Here is a 17063-nt window from a genome sequence, read left to right on the forward strand (position 1 = left end):
CGGGGACCCGCGTCCGGTCTCTGGTCCGGGTTCCGTCCCGCCGGCAGCGCGGCATTCGCGCGGTCAGGGTGTCTGGCGGGCCTCGGGGCTACCTTGCTGTTCCAGCTGGTGATCGTGGGTCCAACGCCCAAAACGGCCACGTCCGCGAGCCTGTCGGGTCAGATTCCCAGCGTCGCCAGACTCTGCTGCAGCGTTTCCGCCGAACGGTGCAGGGAGGCGAGCTCGCCGTCGTCCATGGGGGTGTCCAGCACCTTCAGGACCCCACCGTGTCCGACGACGCTGGGCAGCGAGAGCGCGACGCCGGAGATGCCGTACTGCCCGTCCAGCACGGTGGAGACGGGAAGCACCGCGTTCTCAGCCCGGACCAGGGCCTCGACGATGCGGGCTCCGGACAGCCCGATGGCGTAGTTGGTGGCGCCCTTTCCGGCGATCACCTTGTAGGCCGCCTGCGTCACCTCGCGCGCGGTCTCCGCCAGGAGTGCGGGGGTAAAGATGCGCTCGCCGTCGGCCGTCCAGTTGCGGATCGGCACCGGGCCGATGGTGGCGCCCGACCAGACCGGGAACTCCGTGTCGCCGTGCTCGCCCACCATGCTGGCATGGACACTGGCGAGTGATACGCCGGCGCGTTCGGCCAGCAGCCACCGGAGCCGGGAAGTATCCAGGACGGTGCCGGAGGAGAAGATCCGCGATGCGGGCAAACCCGAGATCTTCTGCGCGGCGACCGTCAGGACGTCGCACGGGTTCGTGACGAGCACAAAGACCGCGTCCGGGGCCTGCGCCAGCAGTTGCGGCATGAGGTCCTCAAGGATGCGCACGTTGGTGCCCGCAAGGTCCAGGCGCGTCTGGCCCGGGGCCTGCTTGGCGCCGGCCGTCACAACCACGACGTCGGCGCCCTCCGTGGCGGAGATATCCCCGCCGCCCGTGACGGTAGCCGACGCGGCGGCGAACTGCGTCCCGTGCGCCAGGTCCAGCACTTCTGCCTCCGCTTTGGTGGCGTTGACGTCGAACAGGGCCACGTGGCTGGCCGAGCCGCGGATCAGGGCAGCGTAGGCGAGGGACGTCCCGACGCTGCCAGCGCCGACCACCGCTAATTTTGAACCGCTCTTCCGGGACATTTTTTTGCCTCTTTCCGGCCTAGTTTCCCGGTATTTCTGCCGGGGTCGCGGCGACCGAACCCGCGGTTTCGCCGCCGTCGATCACGAATTCAGCGCCCGTGACATAAGACGATTCGTCCGCCGCGAGGTACACCAGAAGATCGGCGACCTCCGTCGGCTGGCCGATCCGGTGCAGCGGGACGTGGCCGGTGTCGAAGGTCATGCCCGCCGTCATGGGAGTCTGGATGACGCCCGGGTGCACCGAATTGACCCGGATGCCCAAGCCGCCAAGGTCCATCGCGGCACTCTTGGTCAGGCCGCGGACCCCGAACTTCGACGCCGTATATCCGGCAAGCTGCTCATACCCGCGCAGTCCGGCGATCGATGACACGTTGATGATGGCGGCCGGGCTTGAACGGGCCAGGACCGGCGCCGCGGCCTTGATGCCGTTGAACACCCCCGTGAGGTTCACGGCGATGATCCGGGCCCACTGCTCGTGCGCATAGTCATCGATCCGGCCGAAATTCACGATTCCGGCGTTGTTGACCAGGATGCTGAGGCCGCCAAACGCGCTGACGGCGCCGTCCACTGCCTCCTGCCAGTCGGCCGGACTGGTCACGTCCAGGTGAACGAAGCGGGCGCCGTCGCCAAGCCGGGCCGCGAGGGCAGCCCCTTCCTCGTCCAGGACATCGCCCACCACAACCTTCGCGCCTTCCTGCAGCATCCGGCCGGCCGTGGCCCCGCCGATGCCGCGGGCGCCGCCGCTGATCAATGCCACTTTGCCGTCCAGGCGTCCCACGGCGTGTCCCTTCCAGGCTGTCTCGCGTCAGGGGGCACTGGCGGGCCGCCCCTGTCCAGCATCCCGTCGCGTCCGGACTGCGGGCAGGGCCGTTGGACCCTACGGGGGGTGTCGGCAGCTCCTGCCCCGCCCGCATCCCCGGTACGAACGTGCCGGAATGCCCTTGTTACTGCTCTGCTGCCGGCTCTACACTGTGAATTCAAGGAAAACGGCACGTTCGTACCTATAGATTCAGGTACTGGCGGGCCTATCTGACCCACGGAGAGGCGGCTATGGGCAACCCGTTTCCGGACCAGCTTGCGGCCGAGGTCCGGTCCCGGCGCAGATCGCTCCGGCTAAGCCAGCGGGAGCTGGCCGAACTCACCGGGGTCTCGGAACGTTTTGTCCGGTTCGTCGAGCAGGGAAAACGCACCGTGCAGCTGGACTCGCTGCTCGCGCTTTTGGACACCCTGGGGCTCGAGCTCCGGGTGCAGACCCGGACCAGCGCCGCCGCCCGCGCCCTCGCCGGCCCGCGTGAGGGCGGCGGCCACGGTCTGCGCGGCGAAAGGCCAGGTCCTCGCGAAGCCGCGGACGGCCCGGAGGCCCGGCCATGAGGCACCGCGTCGCGGATGTCTATAAGGCCGGCGTGCTGGCGGCGCGGCTGGAACGGCACGACGGCGGCACCCGGTTCAGCTATCTGCCGGCCTACCTGGCGTCCGGGGGCCCCGCCGTCGCGAGCTCGCTGCCGCTCACCACAGTCCCCGTGCTGTCCGCCGCGGGGGCCGCCCCGCCCTATTTCACCGGGCTCCTGCCCGAGGGGCGGCGGCTCAATGCCCTGCGCCGTTCCGTCAAGACCAGTGTGGATGACGAGCTGTCGTTGCTCATCGCGGCCGGCGCCAACCCGGTGGGTGACGTGCAAATTGTGGGCCATGGCGAGAAGCTGGACCCGGACGAGCACGCCGTCGAACTTGACCCGGGCACACCCGTGGATTTCGATGCCCTGCTGGGTGACTCCGGGCTGATCGACCCGGTGGCGCTTGCCGGGGTGCAGGACAAGCTGTCCGCAGGGATGATCTCGATGCCGGTGGCCAGCGCCGGCCGCCGCTACATTCTCAAACTCAACGCGCCCGAGTTCCCGCACGTCGTCGAAAACGAATGCGCCATGTTCCGCTACGCGGCGCGGCTGCGGATTCCCCTGAGCCGGGTCCGGCTGATCCGCGACGTCGCCGGCCGGCCGGGGCTCCTCGTGGAGCGCTTCGACCGGGTGCCGGCCGCCCAGACGGAGGGGGCCCAGACGGAGGGGTCCAAAACGATGGTGCCCACGGCGACCGGGTCTACGGCGACGCCCGGGTCACCGAACGCGGTGCTGCGGCTCGCCGTCGAGGACGGGGCGCAAGTACTGGGGCTGTACCCGGCCGACAAGTACAACGTGGGTTACGGGCAGGTGTGCCATGCCCTCGCCGCGTACTGCGCGGCTCCGCTGCCGGCGCTGCGGAATCTGGGCCTGCAGGCGGCATTTGCGTGGCTGACAGGCAACGGGGACCTGCACGCCAAGAACGTTTCGATGGTGCAGCAGCCGACCGGAGAATGGTCCATCGCGCCGGTCTATGACATCCCCTCCACCGTGGTCTACGGGGACAAGACGCTCGCGCTGACGCTGGGCGGGAAGCGGACGGGTATTTCGCGGAGGCATTTCCTGGGCTGGGCCACGGGGATGGGGCTGACAGAGCGCGCCGCTGTCCAACTGCTGGAGCTGGCGCTGAAGGCCTCCGCACCACTGCTGGCGGACCTTGAGACGGGTACGGCATTCAGCTCCATGACCGTCGACGGCGCCTCACCGTTCCCGGCGCCGGTCACCCGGGACTGGATCAAGGAGCTCAAACACCGGCGCCGGCTCATGGCGGGGTGACGTGCCGGCGTCCTATCGGCTCAGAGGTGCTGGATGCCCGCCCGCTGCATGGCGTCTTTGTACACTTCAACGTTCTTGGTGAGGAGCTCTTCCTGCTTCACCGGCGAGACGGCAAAGGCGCGGCCGCCGAGCGCCGTGGCCTTGTAAATTTTGACGCCATGGTTCTTCAGCGAGGAGTGGTACGTCTTCTCGAACAGCGTCAGGAAGGAGTGGGCGTCTGCGCCGTGGGCAATGACGGCCGAGACGCGGCGGTTGATCTTCAGGAACTGGCGGAAGGGCCGCAGGCCGTCGGTCTTCTCCTGGACGTTCAGGGCCGAGGAGGCCTCCGGGTCGCGGACCCACGGATAGGCGTTCCAGGGCATCACGTAGCGGGGATCCAGCTCCGCGGCCTCGTAAATGGAGGTGGCGCGGCGGGCGGCCTCATCGTCATTGAAGTGTGAAACAAAGCCCGATTCCGTGCCCTTGCCGGGGCTGACATGGAGGCTGACAATCCGGCATTCGTCCTCGTCATGGATGGGGTCGATGTAGGGGACCACGGATCCAGGCTTCTTTTCCATGAGTTCGTCGCACAGCTGCGTTACGGCGGCAATGTTCGGCTCCTGCAGCAGGGTCTTTTTTTCGTCCCAGTCAATCGTCACGATTTCTCCCTCAGCACTTGGCGTCCAGAATCAGGCGGCTTCCTCCACTCTACGCTTTCGGGGAGAGCGTGTTCTTACGTCCGTGACCAGAGGCTTTCTTCATCTGGTCACGGCGATACGGCGGGCGTACTCTTAAATTGCCTGCAGGTAACCATCAGATGACGCCGGGTTGTTCGGGACATGAAAGTGTCCCAGCCTTCTCTTAGCGAGATCGCGAAGGTACCTGCAGGCCTCACGTCATGCGGCCCACTCGGTGCATGGCGTTTTTCTTTGTCGCCGTCGCCAGGCGGCGGATCGGGGCGTCGCAGTTCGGGGTGCGGCAGGTGTCGTCGCGGGTTCGCGGTTCAAGTCTCCGGCCGAGCACTGACAAAATAAGAGCCACCGAACGTGCGCGTCTGTCAGCATCGAAGGAACGCCCGCGCCCCGATCCAAGGAATCCATGCCCATCAACGCACAGTCACTGAAACAGGACGGATTCACCGGATTCCGGCGGCTCGGAGACCTTGACATCAACCGGATTCCGCAGAAACCCGGAATATTCGCCGTGCTGCGGCCGGAAGGATACCGCCCGGAGTTTCTGGCCAGAAGCACGGCCGGCGTCTTCAAGAAGAAGGACCCCACGCTGAAAGCGGAAGCGCTCGACGCCGAATGGGTCGACGGCGCCGATGTCCTTTTCGTGGGCAAGGCCGGGCCCGGAAGCAAGGGCAACCGTGGGCTTCGCCGGCAAATCCAGGAATTCGTCGACTTCGGCGCCGGGAAGCCGCCCGGCCACTGGGACGGCCGGCTCATCTGGCAGCTCGCCGCTGCCGGTTCGCTCATCATCGCGTGGAAGGAGTTGCCCGTGGAGCAACTCAACGGGGCCGAGGCCGGGTACCACGCCGCATTCGTGCAAGCGTATGGCCGGCTGCCGTATGCCAACTTGGTCCGGGCCCGGGTCAAAGGCACCTAGCAGACGCCAGCGGGGCGCCTGCTTCCGCCAGCTAAGCGTCCCCGTGCGTAAACCTGCCCGCCACCAACGTTGCGGCCACCGGCATCGCGGCAAACTGTGCGTCGGGGACAGTCAGCGGGTCGCCGTCGAGCACCGCAAGATCGGCGCGGTCCCCGAGCCGAAGCCGGCCGCGGCCGCGGGTCGAGGCCGTGATGGCTTCCTGCCGCGTGAGCGCCTGCTCAGCGTGCCACGGCCCGCGGCCGTCCTGCCGGGCCCGGGCCGTTGCGGCGGACATCGCGGTCCACGGGTCCAGCGGGGCTACCGGGGCGTCGGATCCCAGGGCGAGCGTCGCACCGGCCGCCAGCAGCGAGCGGAGCGGGAAGGACCGGTCCGTCCGCCCGACCCAATTCGCCTCCGCAGCGTCCCGGTCATCGAGCGCGTGCGCCGGCTGGACACTCGCGGTCACGCCCAACCGGCCGTAGCGGGGGAGGTCCTCGCTCCGGACAAACTGGGCATGTTCCACCCGCCCGGCAATACCGGCCGCCTCAAAAGCGTCCAGCGCCACCTGGTTGGCGGCGTCGCCAATGGCATGGACCGCCGGTACAAAGCCTGCCTGGCGGGCACGGACCAGCAAAGCCAGTAACTCCGTTCCGCTCACCGTCAGCAGACCGTGGCCGCCATCCGGATACGGGTCAACGCAGAACGCGGTGCGGGTATTGAGCGAACCGTCGATCAGCACCTTTAGCGGGCCCACCGTCAGGAGCCCGTCGCTGCCTGCCACCTCCAAGCCTGTCAGCAGCCCATCGGTCACGGCCCGGTCCAGATCCTGGGGATAGACCCCCGCCTCAACCCGGAGCGATGCGAAGCCGCCGGCGATCCGCCGCAGCCAGACGTCACGGTTCCAGGTCATCTCGAAGTCCACGATCCCCACCACGCCGCGCGCGGCGGCGGCCCGGCCGGCCCGCTGCACCCACGAATCCACCACCGCGGCCGGGAGCTTGCCCAGTTGGCGGGTCACGGCAAATGCGGGTCCCTCGCGGAGCAGCCCGCTTGCGTCCACCGGCACGCCGTAGCGCCGGGCCGCCGCCGAGTTCAGCCAGACACAGTGGAGGTCGTGGCTGATCAGCGCCGCCGGCCGGCCGTTCGTCGCGCCGTCGAGGAGGTCCAGGCTAGGTACATCCGTCCAGACGGCGTCACGGAAACCAGCGCCGACGAGAGTCGTGACGGCGTGCGGAGCCGGGTCCTCGCCTCCCATCCGTGCGAGGTGGGACCCGACGACGCCGGCCGCCTCGCGCGCCGAGCCTGCACCGGAAAGGTCAAGCCGGTTGGAGGCCAGCGCCCACTGTGTCATGTGGACATGCTCATCCCACAGCCCCGGAATGATGTAGCGGCCATCAAAGTCCACAGTGCGGGTGGCAGCGGGCAGCGTGCCCGTCCGGCCCGACGGCGCAATCGCCGCCACGACGCCATCCCGTATATGCACATCAGAGCATACGTCGTCCCCCGGTTGCCGCACGGACGCCAGCACAAGATCCGGAAGATTGAAGGGTTCGAGCGGTGCAGCCATGGGAACAGGCTAAGCACGGAACTCCGGAGGACCCAAACGGCCGCAAGGGACTTTCGCCCCTTACCCCCAGCGCGCATTCCCGCCAAGCTGAATCTGGGGTAATTCCTGCGCGGCCAGTTGGGGGCCATACGTCGGGGGAACAGCCGCTTGTGAGGAAGGCAGTACGGGTCTCGCCGCGACTTGGGGAAGGAAAAGGCGTTTTGCACTTTCCGGCTTCAGCAGGAAATGGCAGGAGGCCACGGCCAAATGAACAACTACAGTCCACCCACGGTGTTGTCCACAAACCCGGAAACCGTCAGGGAGCTCTGACGGATTCATGCATCACCATATTGGGGACCCCAAACTTAACGTTCTGATACGCCTTGACGCCGACGCCGAGACGGCGCGGATCGAGGTGCACGGCGTAGTGACCGTGGCCAACGTGCGCGCACTCTACGTCGTCTGCCGCCGGGTCACGAGCAAACTCCCGGGATTCGAACTCGTGCTCGACCTCGCCCATGCCCGCGTTTCGGCCCCCGCGATCGACGAGCTCCGTGAGCGTGCCCGCGTCTCGTTGCTGTATTCCGGAATCGACGCCACTGAAACGCCGTGCCGGCTCCGCCTCGTAGACCCGCTGGTCATCCTTAGAACCAAGGAGTACGCATGAAAGCGCTCGTCTACGGCGGCCCCGGCCAGAAGGCTTGGACCGACGTTCCCGATCCCACCATCCAGAGCCCGAGCGATGTGATCGTCAAGGTGGACACGACCACCATTTGCGGCACCGACCTGCACATCCTCAAGGGCGATGTTCCGGCCGTGGCCAAGGGGCGCATCCTGGGCCACGAGGGTGTCGGCACCATCACCGAGGTCGGCGCATCCGTCACCAGTCTCAGGGTTGGGGACCGCGTCATCATTTCCTGCATCAAGTCCTGCGGGCACTGCGTGAACTGCAAGGCCGGCCTGTACTCCCACTGCCTCGGAGAGGAAGGCGCCTCCGGTACCGGCTGGGTCTTCGGGCACCTGATCGACGGCACCCAGGCCGAATTCGTCCGCGTTCCCTACGCCGAGAACTCCTTGTACCTCCTGCCCGAGGGCGTCAGCGACCAACAGGCCGTCATGCTCTCGGACATCCTGCCCACCGGATTTGAGATCGGCGTGCAGTACGGCCGGGTCAAGCCCGGCGATACAGTCGCCGTGATCGGCGCTGGACCCGTGGGGCTGGCCGCCATCTCCACGGCCGGCCTCTACGGCGCCGCCACCGTCATCGCCGTCGACCTTGACGCGCACCGGCTCGAGAAGTCCCGCGAATTCGGAGCCACCGATGTGGTCCTCTCCAGCGATGCCGACTGGAAAGAGCAGGTGATGCTGCTGACCGACGGGCAGGGCGTGGACGTGGCGATCGAGGCCGTCGGCATCCCGGAGACCTTCACCATGTGTATCGACGTCGTGCGGCCCGGCGGCAATGTGGCCAATGTGGGCGTGCACGGCAAGGCCGTGCAACTGCACGTGGAAGACCTCTGGATCCGGAACATCAATATCAGCATGGGCCTGGTCAACACCAACACCACTCCCATGCTGCTCAAGCTCGTGGCGCAACAGAAAGTCCCGGCGGACAGTTTCGCGACCCACCACTTCACCTTTGACGAGTTCATGGAGGCCTACGACACCTTCGCCCGCGCGGCGGAGACGAAGGCCCTCAAAGTGGTGATCACGGCTTGAAAGCCTTCATTGTCTACGACTCGGCCTTCGGCAACACCAAGGCCGTGGCCGAGACTGTGGCCGGCCAACTCGAGGGACTGGACGCCGCGGCCGTGCCGGTGGATGACTTCGACTCGGGAGCGCTGGCGGCAGGGGACCTCCTCGTGGTCGGCAGCCCCATCAACGGCTGGCGGCCGACGCCGAAAGTCACCGAGCTGCTGTCCGGCTTTGGCCAGGATCAGCTCAAGGGAGTCAAGGCGGCCGCTTTCGACACCCGTCTGCGGATGTTCATCCACGGCGATGCCGCCAAGAAGATCACACGTGCCCTCCGCGCCGGAGGGGCCGACATCATCGCCGAACCCATGCCGTTCTACGTGGGCGGCACTAAGGGGCCGCTGCGCACCGGAGAAATAGACAAGGCCGGCAACTGGGCGAAGGCCCTGCTGACCTCGCTCGGGCGGTAGGGTCCGCCCGGCCCCGACACCCGGATGTCCCGCCCAACAGGGCGTGCCAACGGGCCATCTGAAAGGACGGCGGCCATGAAAGCAGGCCGGATAGTCATGCTGGTGATCGGTGCGTTGTGCGCACTCGTCGGTCTGGGGCTACTGGCGGGAGCCGGGGTCACGGGCTGGGCCAACTACCAGCAGCGCGACGGCAGGTACTTCACCACGCCGTCGGCGCCGTTCTCAGGCGATTCCTACGCGCTCACCACTCCGCGGCTGGATGCCATGACCGAAGGCGGCCTCCCCGAGGGCACCCCCGCGGATTTTGCGGGCAGCGTACTGCTGCGCGGGTCCACCACCGATCCCGGTAAGCAAATCTTCATTGGCATAGGCCCTCGGGCCGACGTCGAGGCGTATCTGGCCGGTGTCCGGCACACCGAGATCGTCGACGTCAGGTTCGACCCCTTCCGCGTCATCTACCGCGACGTGGCTGGCGCCAACACCCCCTCCGACCCTGCCCGGCAGAGTTTCTGGGCCGCGACCGCCACCGGTCCCGGAGAGCAGGATCTCACCTGGGACCTGCGCCCCGGAAGCTGGGCCGTCGTGGTCATGAACGCGGACGCGAGTGCTCCCGTAACGGTGAACCTGCAGGCGGGGGCGCGCTCCGATCTGCTCTGGCCGGTCTTCATCGGGCTGCTCATCGGGGGGATTGTGATGCTCCTGATCGGGGTGCCGCTGATCGTGCTGGGCGCAGTCGGACTGGGCCGCGCCGCACGATCCGGCCGCGGCGGGCCGGGCAGCGGCGTCCCTCCTGGCAACCTGCCGCCCACGCCGGGCCAACCCGGCCAGCCGTATCCGGTGGGCACATACCCGCCCGGGACCCGGGGGCAGCTGAACAGTGCCGCCGCGCCGGGCGCGGCAGGGGTTTATGCAACCCCGCAGGGAACTCCCTATCCCGTGCCGCCGGGCACGCCGTCGCGCTATGTGTATCCGGCGCGCCTCAACGGCTACCTCGACCCGAACCTGTCCCGCTGGATGTGGCTGGTCAAGTGGTTCCTGGCCATTCCGCACTACATCGTGCTGTTCTTCCTCTGGTTCGCTTTCGGGGTGGTCACCCTTGTGGCGTGGTTCGCGATCCTGTTCACGGGGCGCTACCCGCGTTCGCTCTTTGACTTCAATGTCGGCGTAATCCGCTGGAACTGGCGAGTGGCCTTCTACGCCCTGAGCGCGATCGGCACGGACGTTTACCCGCCATTCACCCTGGCCCGCACCAGTTACCCGGCGGACTTCGACGTCGACTATCCCGAACGGCTGTCCCGCGGACTGATTTTCGTGAAATCGTGGCTGCTGGCCATACCGCATCTGCTGATCATCGGCCTGCTGACCGGCACGGCGACGTCAGGGGAGTTCCGGGACGGCCGCTGGGTGCAGGAAGGAGTGGGCATCTCCCTCTTGGGTCTGCTGGTCTTAATTGCCGGGGTGATCCTGTTGTTCACCGGCCAGTACTTCCGGGGGCTGTTCGACCTGCTCCTCGGCCTGAACCGCTGGATCTACCGCGTCATCACCTACGTGTCCCTGATGCGGGACGAATATCCGCCGTTCCACCTCGACATGGGTCCCGTGGATCCAGGTGACCTGCCTGCGCTCGCGTACGCCGGACCCGTCCCCGCACCCCCGGCCGGAGCCGCCGCGGCACCCCCATACCAGCCTCCCGGCGCCGCCCCGGCACCGGGCCCCGGCTTTGGTCCAGCCCCCGGCCCGAGTGCCGGCTCCTTTACCGGTCCGGGCCCGGGGGCCGCCCCCGGCCCCGGTCCCGGACCCGGTTCAGGCCCAGACGCCGGTTCCCCCGCAGGGACGCCGGCCGGCCCAGGTGGCGGTCAGCCCGACTTCTACGGCATCGGCGGTCCCGCGGCCTCGATCAACCATGAGACCGCCGAAGGTGAAGGCAGCCCGCGCGGCGAGGGGCACCCGGGCGCGCAGGAGGGCCAAAACGGGCCGCACCCCGCCAGCGGACGCGGCGAAGCAGGCCCGGAAGGCCCGCCCGTTACTTAGCGCCACCCTGGCCCGATGGAGTTCCGGTGGTGCTCGTTCGGCGCGGTTCCGGCAGAGCGCAGGCCGCACGGGCCGGGGCGGGTGAATGCCCCCGGACCGCTCGCGGTGTTCGGCCCGTCACCGGACCCGGTTGAGGTCCAGCTGCTCTTCCGCGGCCAGCAGGAATGTCCGCTCGCCCGGGGTCAGGATTCCGCCGGACGCAAGCTCGGCGTCCCAGAGCTCAACGATCATCCGGTGAAGCCGTTCCCGGACTGGCGCGGCGGGGTCGCTTTCGAGGAGCCGCTCGGCGCCCACGAGCCCTAGCACCCGTTCCCTGATGGGTTCGACGCCGGCGAGGGTGTCGGACGCCCAGCGGGCCTGCCGTTTGAGGCGGGTATGGCCGGCGACGGCGGGCACAGTCAGGCCCGCCCCGCCCAGGATGAGGGTGAGCATCTCCAAGACCCTGATGAAGGCGTCGGAGGGCACGGGGACTTCCAGGAGCGCCGGGATCGGGACGGAGAGCAGCCCGATCGTGAACTTGACGGCCACGAACAGGCCGAGGACGGCCGCAACGCCGACCATGGTGAAGCCGGCTTTGAACGAGCGCCGCATCCGCGGGATGTACCGGAAGCAGGCCACGCCGACCCCGGAGCAGACCCACCCTATGAAGACGATCAGCACGGCGGAAAACAGGGCGGCCGGCAGGCGGTAATGGTAAAGCCCCCAGCTGTCCGTCGTCGTGGTGGGGCCTGTCAGGAGGAAGAACACCGCTTGCAGCGCCAGCGTGAGGGTCAGCGGCAGGGAGCGCACCAATGCCCGGCCCGCGCCGGCCGGCACGATCGCCTCCAGGACCGCGCGCCGGAGGTACCAGAGGCTGCAAATCATCGAGGAATGCAAGGCAAGGTTGGCGAGATTGATCCCGCCGATCCAGTGATCGACCGTGGCATACACGGCAGGTGACATCAGCAGCGAGCCGGCACCGGCGAACAAGGCCGAAAGGAACACGGTATCGCGGCGGTTCCGCATCATGGCCGGGATCCGGGCCGCCGCAAGGACGAAGAGAACCGCAGCCGTCAGGAGCTGGATCATCCGAATACCCCGATCATCCGAATACCGGGCCGAAATTGCCCGGCTGGCCACCGGCGCGGTCCTGGGAGAGGCGGATCCTTGCCGCCAGGCGGTCTGCAAGGAGTTCCGCCGTGACCTCGAACTCGTTGAGGAAATCTGAGCGCCTCAGTGCCTTGACGACGCGTTCCGGGTCGAGGTCCGGAAAGAATGTGCCGGCGTATTCGGCCGAGAGGATCTCCTGCTCGTGGCGCAGGATCATGTGGGCGAACTCGTGGAGGACAATTTGCTGCCGGTGGACTTCTGATGCCCCCCGGGCGTGCAGGATCAGGTCCATGTGGTCCAGCCCAAACCACAGCCCACAGACCTTGTCCGTTGCCCCTTCGATGGGGTTGATGACGATCTTGCGGCTCCGTTGCCGTTCAAGATGCGCCTGGATTGATGCCAGGGAGACCGGCTCGGTGAGGGAGAGGCTTGCTTCAGCTTCCCGGGCCCGGGACCGGGCGGCGTCGTAATCCATATACGGAGTCCTTGGCTGTTGATAGAGCGTCAGCATGGACACGCCGCTTCCTGACGGCCAAACCTCGCCAGAAGCATATCAGCGCAGGTCAACGTGTGGTTAGTGGACTACTCAGGGCTGGTCGGGCTGCTCACGGGAGAGCTGTTCGTCGATCAGGTCCCGGATCTGGAGGAGCGTCTCAGAGGAGAGGCCGTCCAGCTGGCGGGCGGCAAAGTTGCGTACCTTGTTGGCCCGCATGGAGGCGAGCAGTTCCAGCTGCGCCTCCACTCGGGGCGGAAGCTCGTCGTCGCCGTCGATCAGGTAGTTCTCGCTTACCCCGAAGAACCTTGCCAGGTTCTGCAGGAGTTCGACCTTCTTGACCGCCGGTCCTGTGCCCGATCGCATGTAGTGCCACCTTGCGCGAGAGAGCGGCGAGCCGGCAGCGGCCATGGCGTCCCGGACGTCGGCGAACGTGATCTTCCGGCCCTCGGCTTCGGCGGTGTCCAGGAGGATGTTCAGCTTGCGGGCGAGGGCAAGGCCCGGCGCGGAAGTCGGCTGGTCGCTGCTCACGGTGGCCTCTTTCATCAGACGAATATCATGCGACCGGGCGTGTCCCGAGATGTCGGTTCGCTTGCGATTCTAACAGATTAGACATGTCTAATCTTTCCGGGTACGCTCAGGACGAGAAATTGGACGTGTCCAATGCCTCGCCTGCAGGGGGCGGCAAAATTGCCGCCCGATGCGTCGCGGTTCGGCCAGGAGTGTGCATTGGGGGGACGCCTGGCCGGGTCCCGGCGTTGTCCCGGACCTTGCCAGCCATCCGGCCACGGCGGTCCGCACGGCCCCGGTCCTCTTGCCACCGGCCGCCTGCAAGAACATAGTTGAGGGAATTCACGAACCCCGGCACTAGGCAGGCGACCATGCTGAACAACGGTCTTCCGGAAAACGGCTTGCTGGACGGCAAGACCGCCCTGATCTACGGCGGCGGCGGGGCGGTCGGCGGGGCCGTGGCGAGGGCATTCGCGGCCGAAGGCGCCATGGTCCACATCGCAGGAAGGACCGAGTCGCGGCTGGAGAAAGTGGCCCGCGATATTCGCGAAGCCGGCGGAACAGCCGAAACGGCCGTCGTCGATGCCCTGGATGAAGAGCAGGTGGACGCCTTCGTGAACCGGGTGGCGAAGAAGAGCAGGAGGATTGATATCTCCTTCAATGTGATCTCGTTCGGCGACGTCCAGCAGCCGCTTATGGAAATTGACGCGGACGACTTCACCCGTCCCATCACACTGGCCGCGCGTACTCACTTTCTCACCACCCGCGCGGCGGCCGTGCACATGGTCAAGCAGCGCTCCGGCGTCGTGCTCATGTTCGGTGGCTCGGGACCGCAGACCGTTCACGGCCTGGGCGGGTTCAAGGTGGCGCTGGACGCGATGGAGGGACTGCGCCGGCAATGGGCCCTTGAGCTGGGAAAGCACGGGATCCGGGTGGTCACCATGGTCACCGGCGGCATTATCGAAACCATCCCGTGGCAGGCCGAAAGCCGGGAGGAGATCGTGGTGGAGATCGCCAGAACCGCACACCTGAACCGCACGGCCACCCTGACGGACGTGGGCAACGTGGCCTGCTTCGTCGTCTCGGACAAGGCGGCGGCCATCACCGACGCGACGGTCAACATTTCCTCCGGCGCGATCGTGGACTACTGACGCCGCTAGGCCACCAGGTTGGAGGCCGCCACATCCATGTGTTCGAGGATTGTTGTGCGGGCCAGAACGGCGTCGCCGGTCTCGATCGCGGCGACGATGTCGTGGTGCCGGTCCACACTCATGTTGCTGACGGCCCGTTCAATCCCGGCGAACATGATGGACATCCGGATGGAACCCTCCAGCGATTCCCAGGAGTGAAGCAGAGTCTCGTTTCCGGTAAGCCGGCACAGGGTCCGGTGGAACTCGAGGTCGGATTCGATCCGTTCCTCCAGGCTCCCCTCGGCGGCCGCCGACATGGCGTCGATCGCCGAGCGCAGGGACGCGATCACGGAAGCCCGGTCCGGCAGCTCGCACAGCGTGCGGACTGCGAGCGACTCCAGTGCCGCCCGGACTGCGAAGATGTCCCGGATTTCCTTGCCATCCAGATGCCGGACGGACAGCCGACCGCGCGGTCCGGCGGAGAGCAGTCCTTCCTGCTCCAGTTGGCGCAGAGCCTCGCGGAGTGTTCCCCGGCTGATCTGGAGCATGTCGGAAAGTTCCGTCTCCACCAGATGCCTGCCGGGTTCGAGTTCACCGCTGGTGATGGCCGTGCGCAGGGCGGATAGCGCCTGCTCGCGGAGGCTCATCTTTGCGAGTCCGAGCAGCGGGGCTGTTGCTCCGGCCATGGTCTGTCCTCACTGTCAGTGGTCAACTGTTTACAGTTGGTGTGTTAACAGTTGATGGTACGGCACGCGCGCGGGGCCGGCAGCTGCCGGCCCCGCGGCGGCCCCAAGCTGGCCTCAGCCGAGTTCGGCCAGGACCTTGGCGACGATCCGCTGCACGGAGAGACCGTACCGATCGTGCAGGGTGGGCAGTGCGCCGGCGTCGAGGAACTCATCGGGTAGCGCCACCGGCACCACCCGTTTGCCGAGTCCGGCGGTGACCACGGCCGCGGCGACGGTCTCGAAGAGGCCGCCCACCACGCTGTGGTTCTCCAGCGTCACCGCGAGGCGGTCGGTGTTCAGCTCGGCGAGGACCGTCGCGGCGTCGAACGGCTTGATCGTGGGGGCGTGCACGACGGCGACGTCCACGTGGTGCGCCGCCAGCGCCTCGGCGGCCTGCAGCGCCCGCATGGTCATGAGCCCGCTGGAGATGAAAACGACGTCGTTGCCCCCGCGCAGGACTTTCGCCTTGCCGAGCTCGAACGTGTAGTCGTACTCGTCCAGCACGGTGGGGACGTTGCCGCGCAGCAGCCGCAGGTACGTGGGACCTTCGCTGGCCGCCAGTTGCGGGACGGCCTGTTCGATGTCCAGGGAGTCGCACGGGTCCACGATGGTCAGGTTGGGCATGCCGCGGAAGATCGCCATGTCCTCGGTCGCCTGGTGGCTGGGGCCGTAGCCGGTGGTCAGCCCGGGGAGCCCGCCGACGATGTTGACGTTGAGGTTCGGCTCGGCGGCGTCCAGGCACAGGAAATCGTAGGCGCGCCGGGCGGCGAACACCGAGTACGTGGACGCGAACGGGATCAGACCCGTCTCCGCCAGACCGGCCGCGGCGCCGAAGAGCAGCTGCTCGGCCATGCCCATCTGGAAAAAGCGTTCCGGGAAGGCCTGGGCGAAGATGTGCATGTCGGTGTACTTGCCCAGGTCCGCGGTCAGGCCCACGATTTTCCCGTTCTCCTGCGCGGCCTTGACTAGGGCGTGCCCGAAGGGTGCGGACGCGGTCTTCTGGCCCGGATCCGCGAAAGACGCGATCATGGCCGAGGTCTTCAGCTTGGGTGTGGTGGCGGTGCTCATCGTGCGGCCTTTCCTTCGAATCCTGCGGTCAGCTGCTCGCGGCAGAGCTGCCATTCGTGTTCTTCGATGCGCATGAAGTGCGCCTTCTCGCGGTCTTCGAGCAGCGGAACGCCGCGGCCCACCTTCGTGTCGCACAGGATCACGGAGGGACGTCCGACGCCGGCGGCCTGGGCGGCGGCCTTGTCGAATGCGGCGAGCAGCGCGCCGGCGTCGTTCCCGTCCACGCGCTGGGTGAACCAGCCGAAGGCCTCCCACTTTTCGGTGACGGGCTCGGTGCGCAGCACGGTGTCGGTCTTCCCGTCGGCCTGCAGGGCGTTGATGTCCACCATCGCGGTGAGGTTGCCAAGCTGGTGGTGGTGCGCGCCCATCGCGGCCTCCCACGTGGAGCCTTCGTCGAGTTCGCCGTCGGAGAGGAAGTTGTAGACCCGGGCGTCCGAGCCCTGGTACCGCAGGCCCAAGGCGGAGCCGACGGCGATGGAGAGCCCGTGGCCGAGGGAGCCGCCGGAGATCTCCATGCCGGGCGTGTAGGTGGACATCCCGGACATCGGCAGCCGTGAATTGTCCGAGCCGTAGGTCTCCAGTTCGGTGACGGGGATGATCCCGGCCTCGGCGAGGGCCGCGTAGTGGCCGATTGCGTAATGGCCGGTGGAGAGCAGGAACCGGTCGCGTTCCTCCCAGTGGGGATCCTCGGCGCGGAACCGGAGCTGGTCCGCGTAGACAACCGCCAGCATGTCCGCCGCGCCGAGGGCCTGGCCCACGTAGCCCTGGCCCTGGACCTCGCCCATGTTCAGGGCGTGGTGCCGGATCCGGAACGCGGCGCGGGTAACCCGCTCAAGGCGTTCTGCCCCGACGTCGGAGGCGTTGCCGCCGGTTGCTTTTTCCTGTGTGAGAACCACAATTCTGCCTTTCAAAAGTGAGGTGACGAGCTTGTGGAGGCCTGCGGCGGCGTCCGGGGCGCGTTG

Annotated in this window: 18 protein-coding genes; 8 read left to right on the forward strand and 10 right to left on the reverse strand. The window is 67.3% G+C overall.

The window, feature by feature from the left end:
• Nucleotides 1–158: 158 nt before the first annotated feature.
• Together C8D78_RS18940 and C8D78_RS18945 are read right to left on the reverse strand one after the other, a co-directional pair.
• Nucleotides 159–1115 carry an L-lactate dehydrogenase gene (locus C8D78_RS18940; RefSeq protein ID WP_120955413.1) on the reverse strand — a complete coding sequence of 319 codons (957 nt, stop codon included), beginning with the start codon at nucleotides 1113–1115 and terminating at the stop codon, nucleotides 159–161.
• Between the two features lie 19 nt (nucleotides 1116–1134).
• Nucleotides 1135–1893, reverse strand: coding sequence for a glucose 1-dehydrogenase (locus C8D78_RS18945; RefSeq protein ID WP_120955414.1), 759 nt, complete (start codon nucleotides 1891–1893; stop codon nucleotides 1135–1137).
• A gap of 272 nt (nucleotides 1894–2165) precedes the next feature.
• Between C8D78_RS18945 and C8D78_RS18950 the strand changes: the two genes are divergently transcribed.
• Together C8D78_RS18950 and C8D78_RS18955 are read left to right on the forward strand one after the other, a co-directional pair.
• Entirely contained in the window at nucleotides 2166–2486 is a 321-nt protein-coding gene (locus C8D78_RS18950; protein ID WP_244208503.1) for a type II toxin-antitoxin system Y4mF family antitoxin, read from the forward strand.
• Entirely contained in the window at nucleotides 2483–3781 is a 1299-nt protein-coding gene (locus C8D78_RS18955) for a type II toxin-antitoxin system HipA family toxin (RefSeq protein WP_120955415.1), read from the forward strand. Before C8D78_RS18950 ends, C8D78_RS18955 begins: the two co-directional genes overlap by 4 nt.
• Before the next feature lie 20 nt (nucleotides 3782–3801).
• Here C8D78_RS18955 and C8D78_RS18960 read toward each other — a convergent pair whose 3' ends face one another.
• Nucleotides 3802–4419: a uracil-DNA glycosylase family protein gene (locus C8D78_RS18960; RefSeq protein WP_120955416.1), complete on the reverse strand. Its 618-nt coding sequence runs from the start codon at nucleotides 4417–4419 to the stop codon at nucleotides 3802–3804.
• A gap of 439 nt (nucleotides 4420–4858) precedes the next feature.
• Between C8D78_RS18960 and C8D78_RS18965 the strand changes: the two genes are divergently transcribed.
• On the forward strand, nucleotides 4859–5368 hold the full coding sequence (locus tag C8D78_RS18965) for a hypothetical protein (RefSeq protein WP_120955417.1): 510 nt from the start codon (nucleotides 4859–4861) through the stop codon (nucleotides 5366–5368).
• 31 nt (nucleotides 5369–5399) lie between these two features.
• On the opposite strand, the gene C8D78_RS18970 is transcribed toward C8D78_RS18965, so the two are convergent.
• Nucleotides 5400–6914 carry an amidohydrolase gene (locus C8D78_RS18970; protein WP_120955418.1) on the reverse strand — a complete coding sequence of 505 codons (1515 nt, stop codon included), beginning with the start codon at nucleotides 6912–6914 and terminating at the stop codon, nucleotides 5400–5402.
• A gap of 316 nt (nucleotides 6915–7230) precedes the next feature.
• Between C8D78_RS18970 and C8D78_RS18975 the strand changes: the two genes are divergently transcribed.
• From C8D78_RS18975 to C8D78_RS18990, 4 genes are all read left to right on the forward strand, one after another.
• A complete protein-coding gene (locus tag C8D78_RS18975; protein ID WP_120955419.1) occupies nucleotides 7231–7560 on the forward strand; it encodes a hypothetical protein in 330 nt (109 codons plus the stop codon).
• On the forward strand, nucleotides 7557–8612 hold the full coding sequence (locus C8D78_RS18980) for a zinc-dependent alcohol dehydrogenase family protein (protein ID WP_120955420.1): 1056 nt from the start codon (nucleotides 7557–7559) through the stop codon (nucleotides 8610–8612). The genes C8D78_RS18975 and C8D78_RS18980 overlap by 4 nt, the downstream gene beginning before the upstream one ends.
• Nucleotides 8609–9055, forward strand: coding sequence for a flavodoxin family protein (locus C8D78_RS18985; RefSeq protein WP_120955421.1), 447 nt, complete (start codon nucleotides 8609–8611; stop codon nucleotides 9053–9055). The genes C8D78_RS18980 and C8D78_RS18985 overlap by 4 nt, the downstream gene beginning before the upstream one ends.
• Nucleotides 9056–9130: 75 nt before the next feature.
• Complete coding sequence (locus C8D78_RS18990; protein WP_341867129.1) at nucleotides 9131–11086, forward strand: DUF4389 domain-containing protein; 1956 nt, start codon at nucleotides 9131–9133, stop codon at nucleotides 11084–11086.
• Nucleotides 11087–11203: 117 nt separating this feature from the next.
• Here the strand turns inward: C8D78_RS18990 and C8D78_RS18995 are convergent, their stop codons facing one another.
• The 3 genes from C8D78_RS18995 to C8D78_RS19005 all read right to left on the reverse strand — a co-directional run bounded on the left by C8D78_RS18995 (nucleotide 11204) and on the right by C8D78_RS19005 (nucleotide 13214).
• The gene (locus C8D78_RS18995) at nucleotides 11204–12154 is read right to left on the reverse strand and encodes a hypothetical protein (protein WP_120955422.1); all 951 of its coding nucleotides are present in this window, start codon (nucleotides 12152–12154) and stop codon (nucleotides 11204–11206) included.
• A gap of 13 nt (nucleotides 12155–12167) precedes the next feature.
• A complete protein-coding gene (locus tag C8D78_RS19000; RefSeq protein ID WP_120955423.1) occupies nucleotides 12168–12650 on the reverse strand; it encodes a hypothetical protein in 483 nt (160 codons plus the stop codon).
• A 111-nt stretch (nucleotides 12651–12761) separates the two neighbouring features.
• Complete coding sequence (locus tag C8D78_RS19005; RefSeq protein ID WP_244208504.1) at nucleotides 12762–13214, reverse strand: hypothetical protein; 453 nt, start codon at nucleotides 13212–13214, stop codon at nucleotides 12762–12764.
• A gap of 335 nt (nucleotides 13215–13549) precedes the next feature.
• Between C8D78_RS19005 and C8D78_RS19010 the strand changes: the two genes are divergently transcribed.
• The gene (locus C8D78_RS19010) at nucleotides 13550–14329 is read left to right on the forward strand and encodes an SDR family NAD(P)-dependent oxidoreductase (RefSeq protein WP_120955424.1); all 780 of its coding nucleotides are present in this window, start codon (nucleotides 13550–13552) and stop codon (nucleotides 14327–14329) included.
• A gap of 5 nt (nucleotides 14330–14334) precedes the next feature.
• Here C8D78_RS19010 and C8D78_RS19015 read toward each other — a convergent pair whose 3' ends face one another.
• From C8D78_RS19015 to C8D78_RS19025, 3 genes are all read right to left on the reverse strand, one after another.
• Entirely contained in the window at nucleotides 14335–14994 is a 660-nt protein-coding gene (locus tag C8D78_RS19015; protein ID WP_120955425.1) for a GntR family transcriptional regulator, read from the reverse strand.
• Between the two features lie 114 nt (nucleotides 14995–15108).
• Nucleotides 15109–16101: a transketolase family protein gene (locus C8D78_RS19020; RefSeq protein WP_120955426.1), complete on the reverse strand. Its 993-nt coding sequence runs from the start codon at nucleotides 16099–16101 to the stop codon at nucleotides 15109–15111.
• Complete coding sequence (locus tag C8D78_RS19025; RefSeq protein ID WP_120955427.1) at nucleotides 16098–16997, reverse strand: transketolase; 900 nt, start codon at nucleotides 16995–16997, stop codon at nucleotides 16098–16100. The genes C8D78_RS19020 and C8D78_RS19025 overlap by 4 nt, the downstream gene beginning before the upstream one ends.
• Between the last annotated feature and the right edge of the window lie 66 nt (nucleotides 16998–17063).

The organism is Arthrobacter oryzae (genome assembly GCF_003634095.1).
Classification (GTDB): Bacteria; Actinomycetota; Actinomycetes; order Actinomycetales; family Micrococcaceae; genus Arthrobacter; species Arthrobacter oryzae.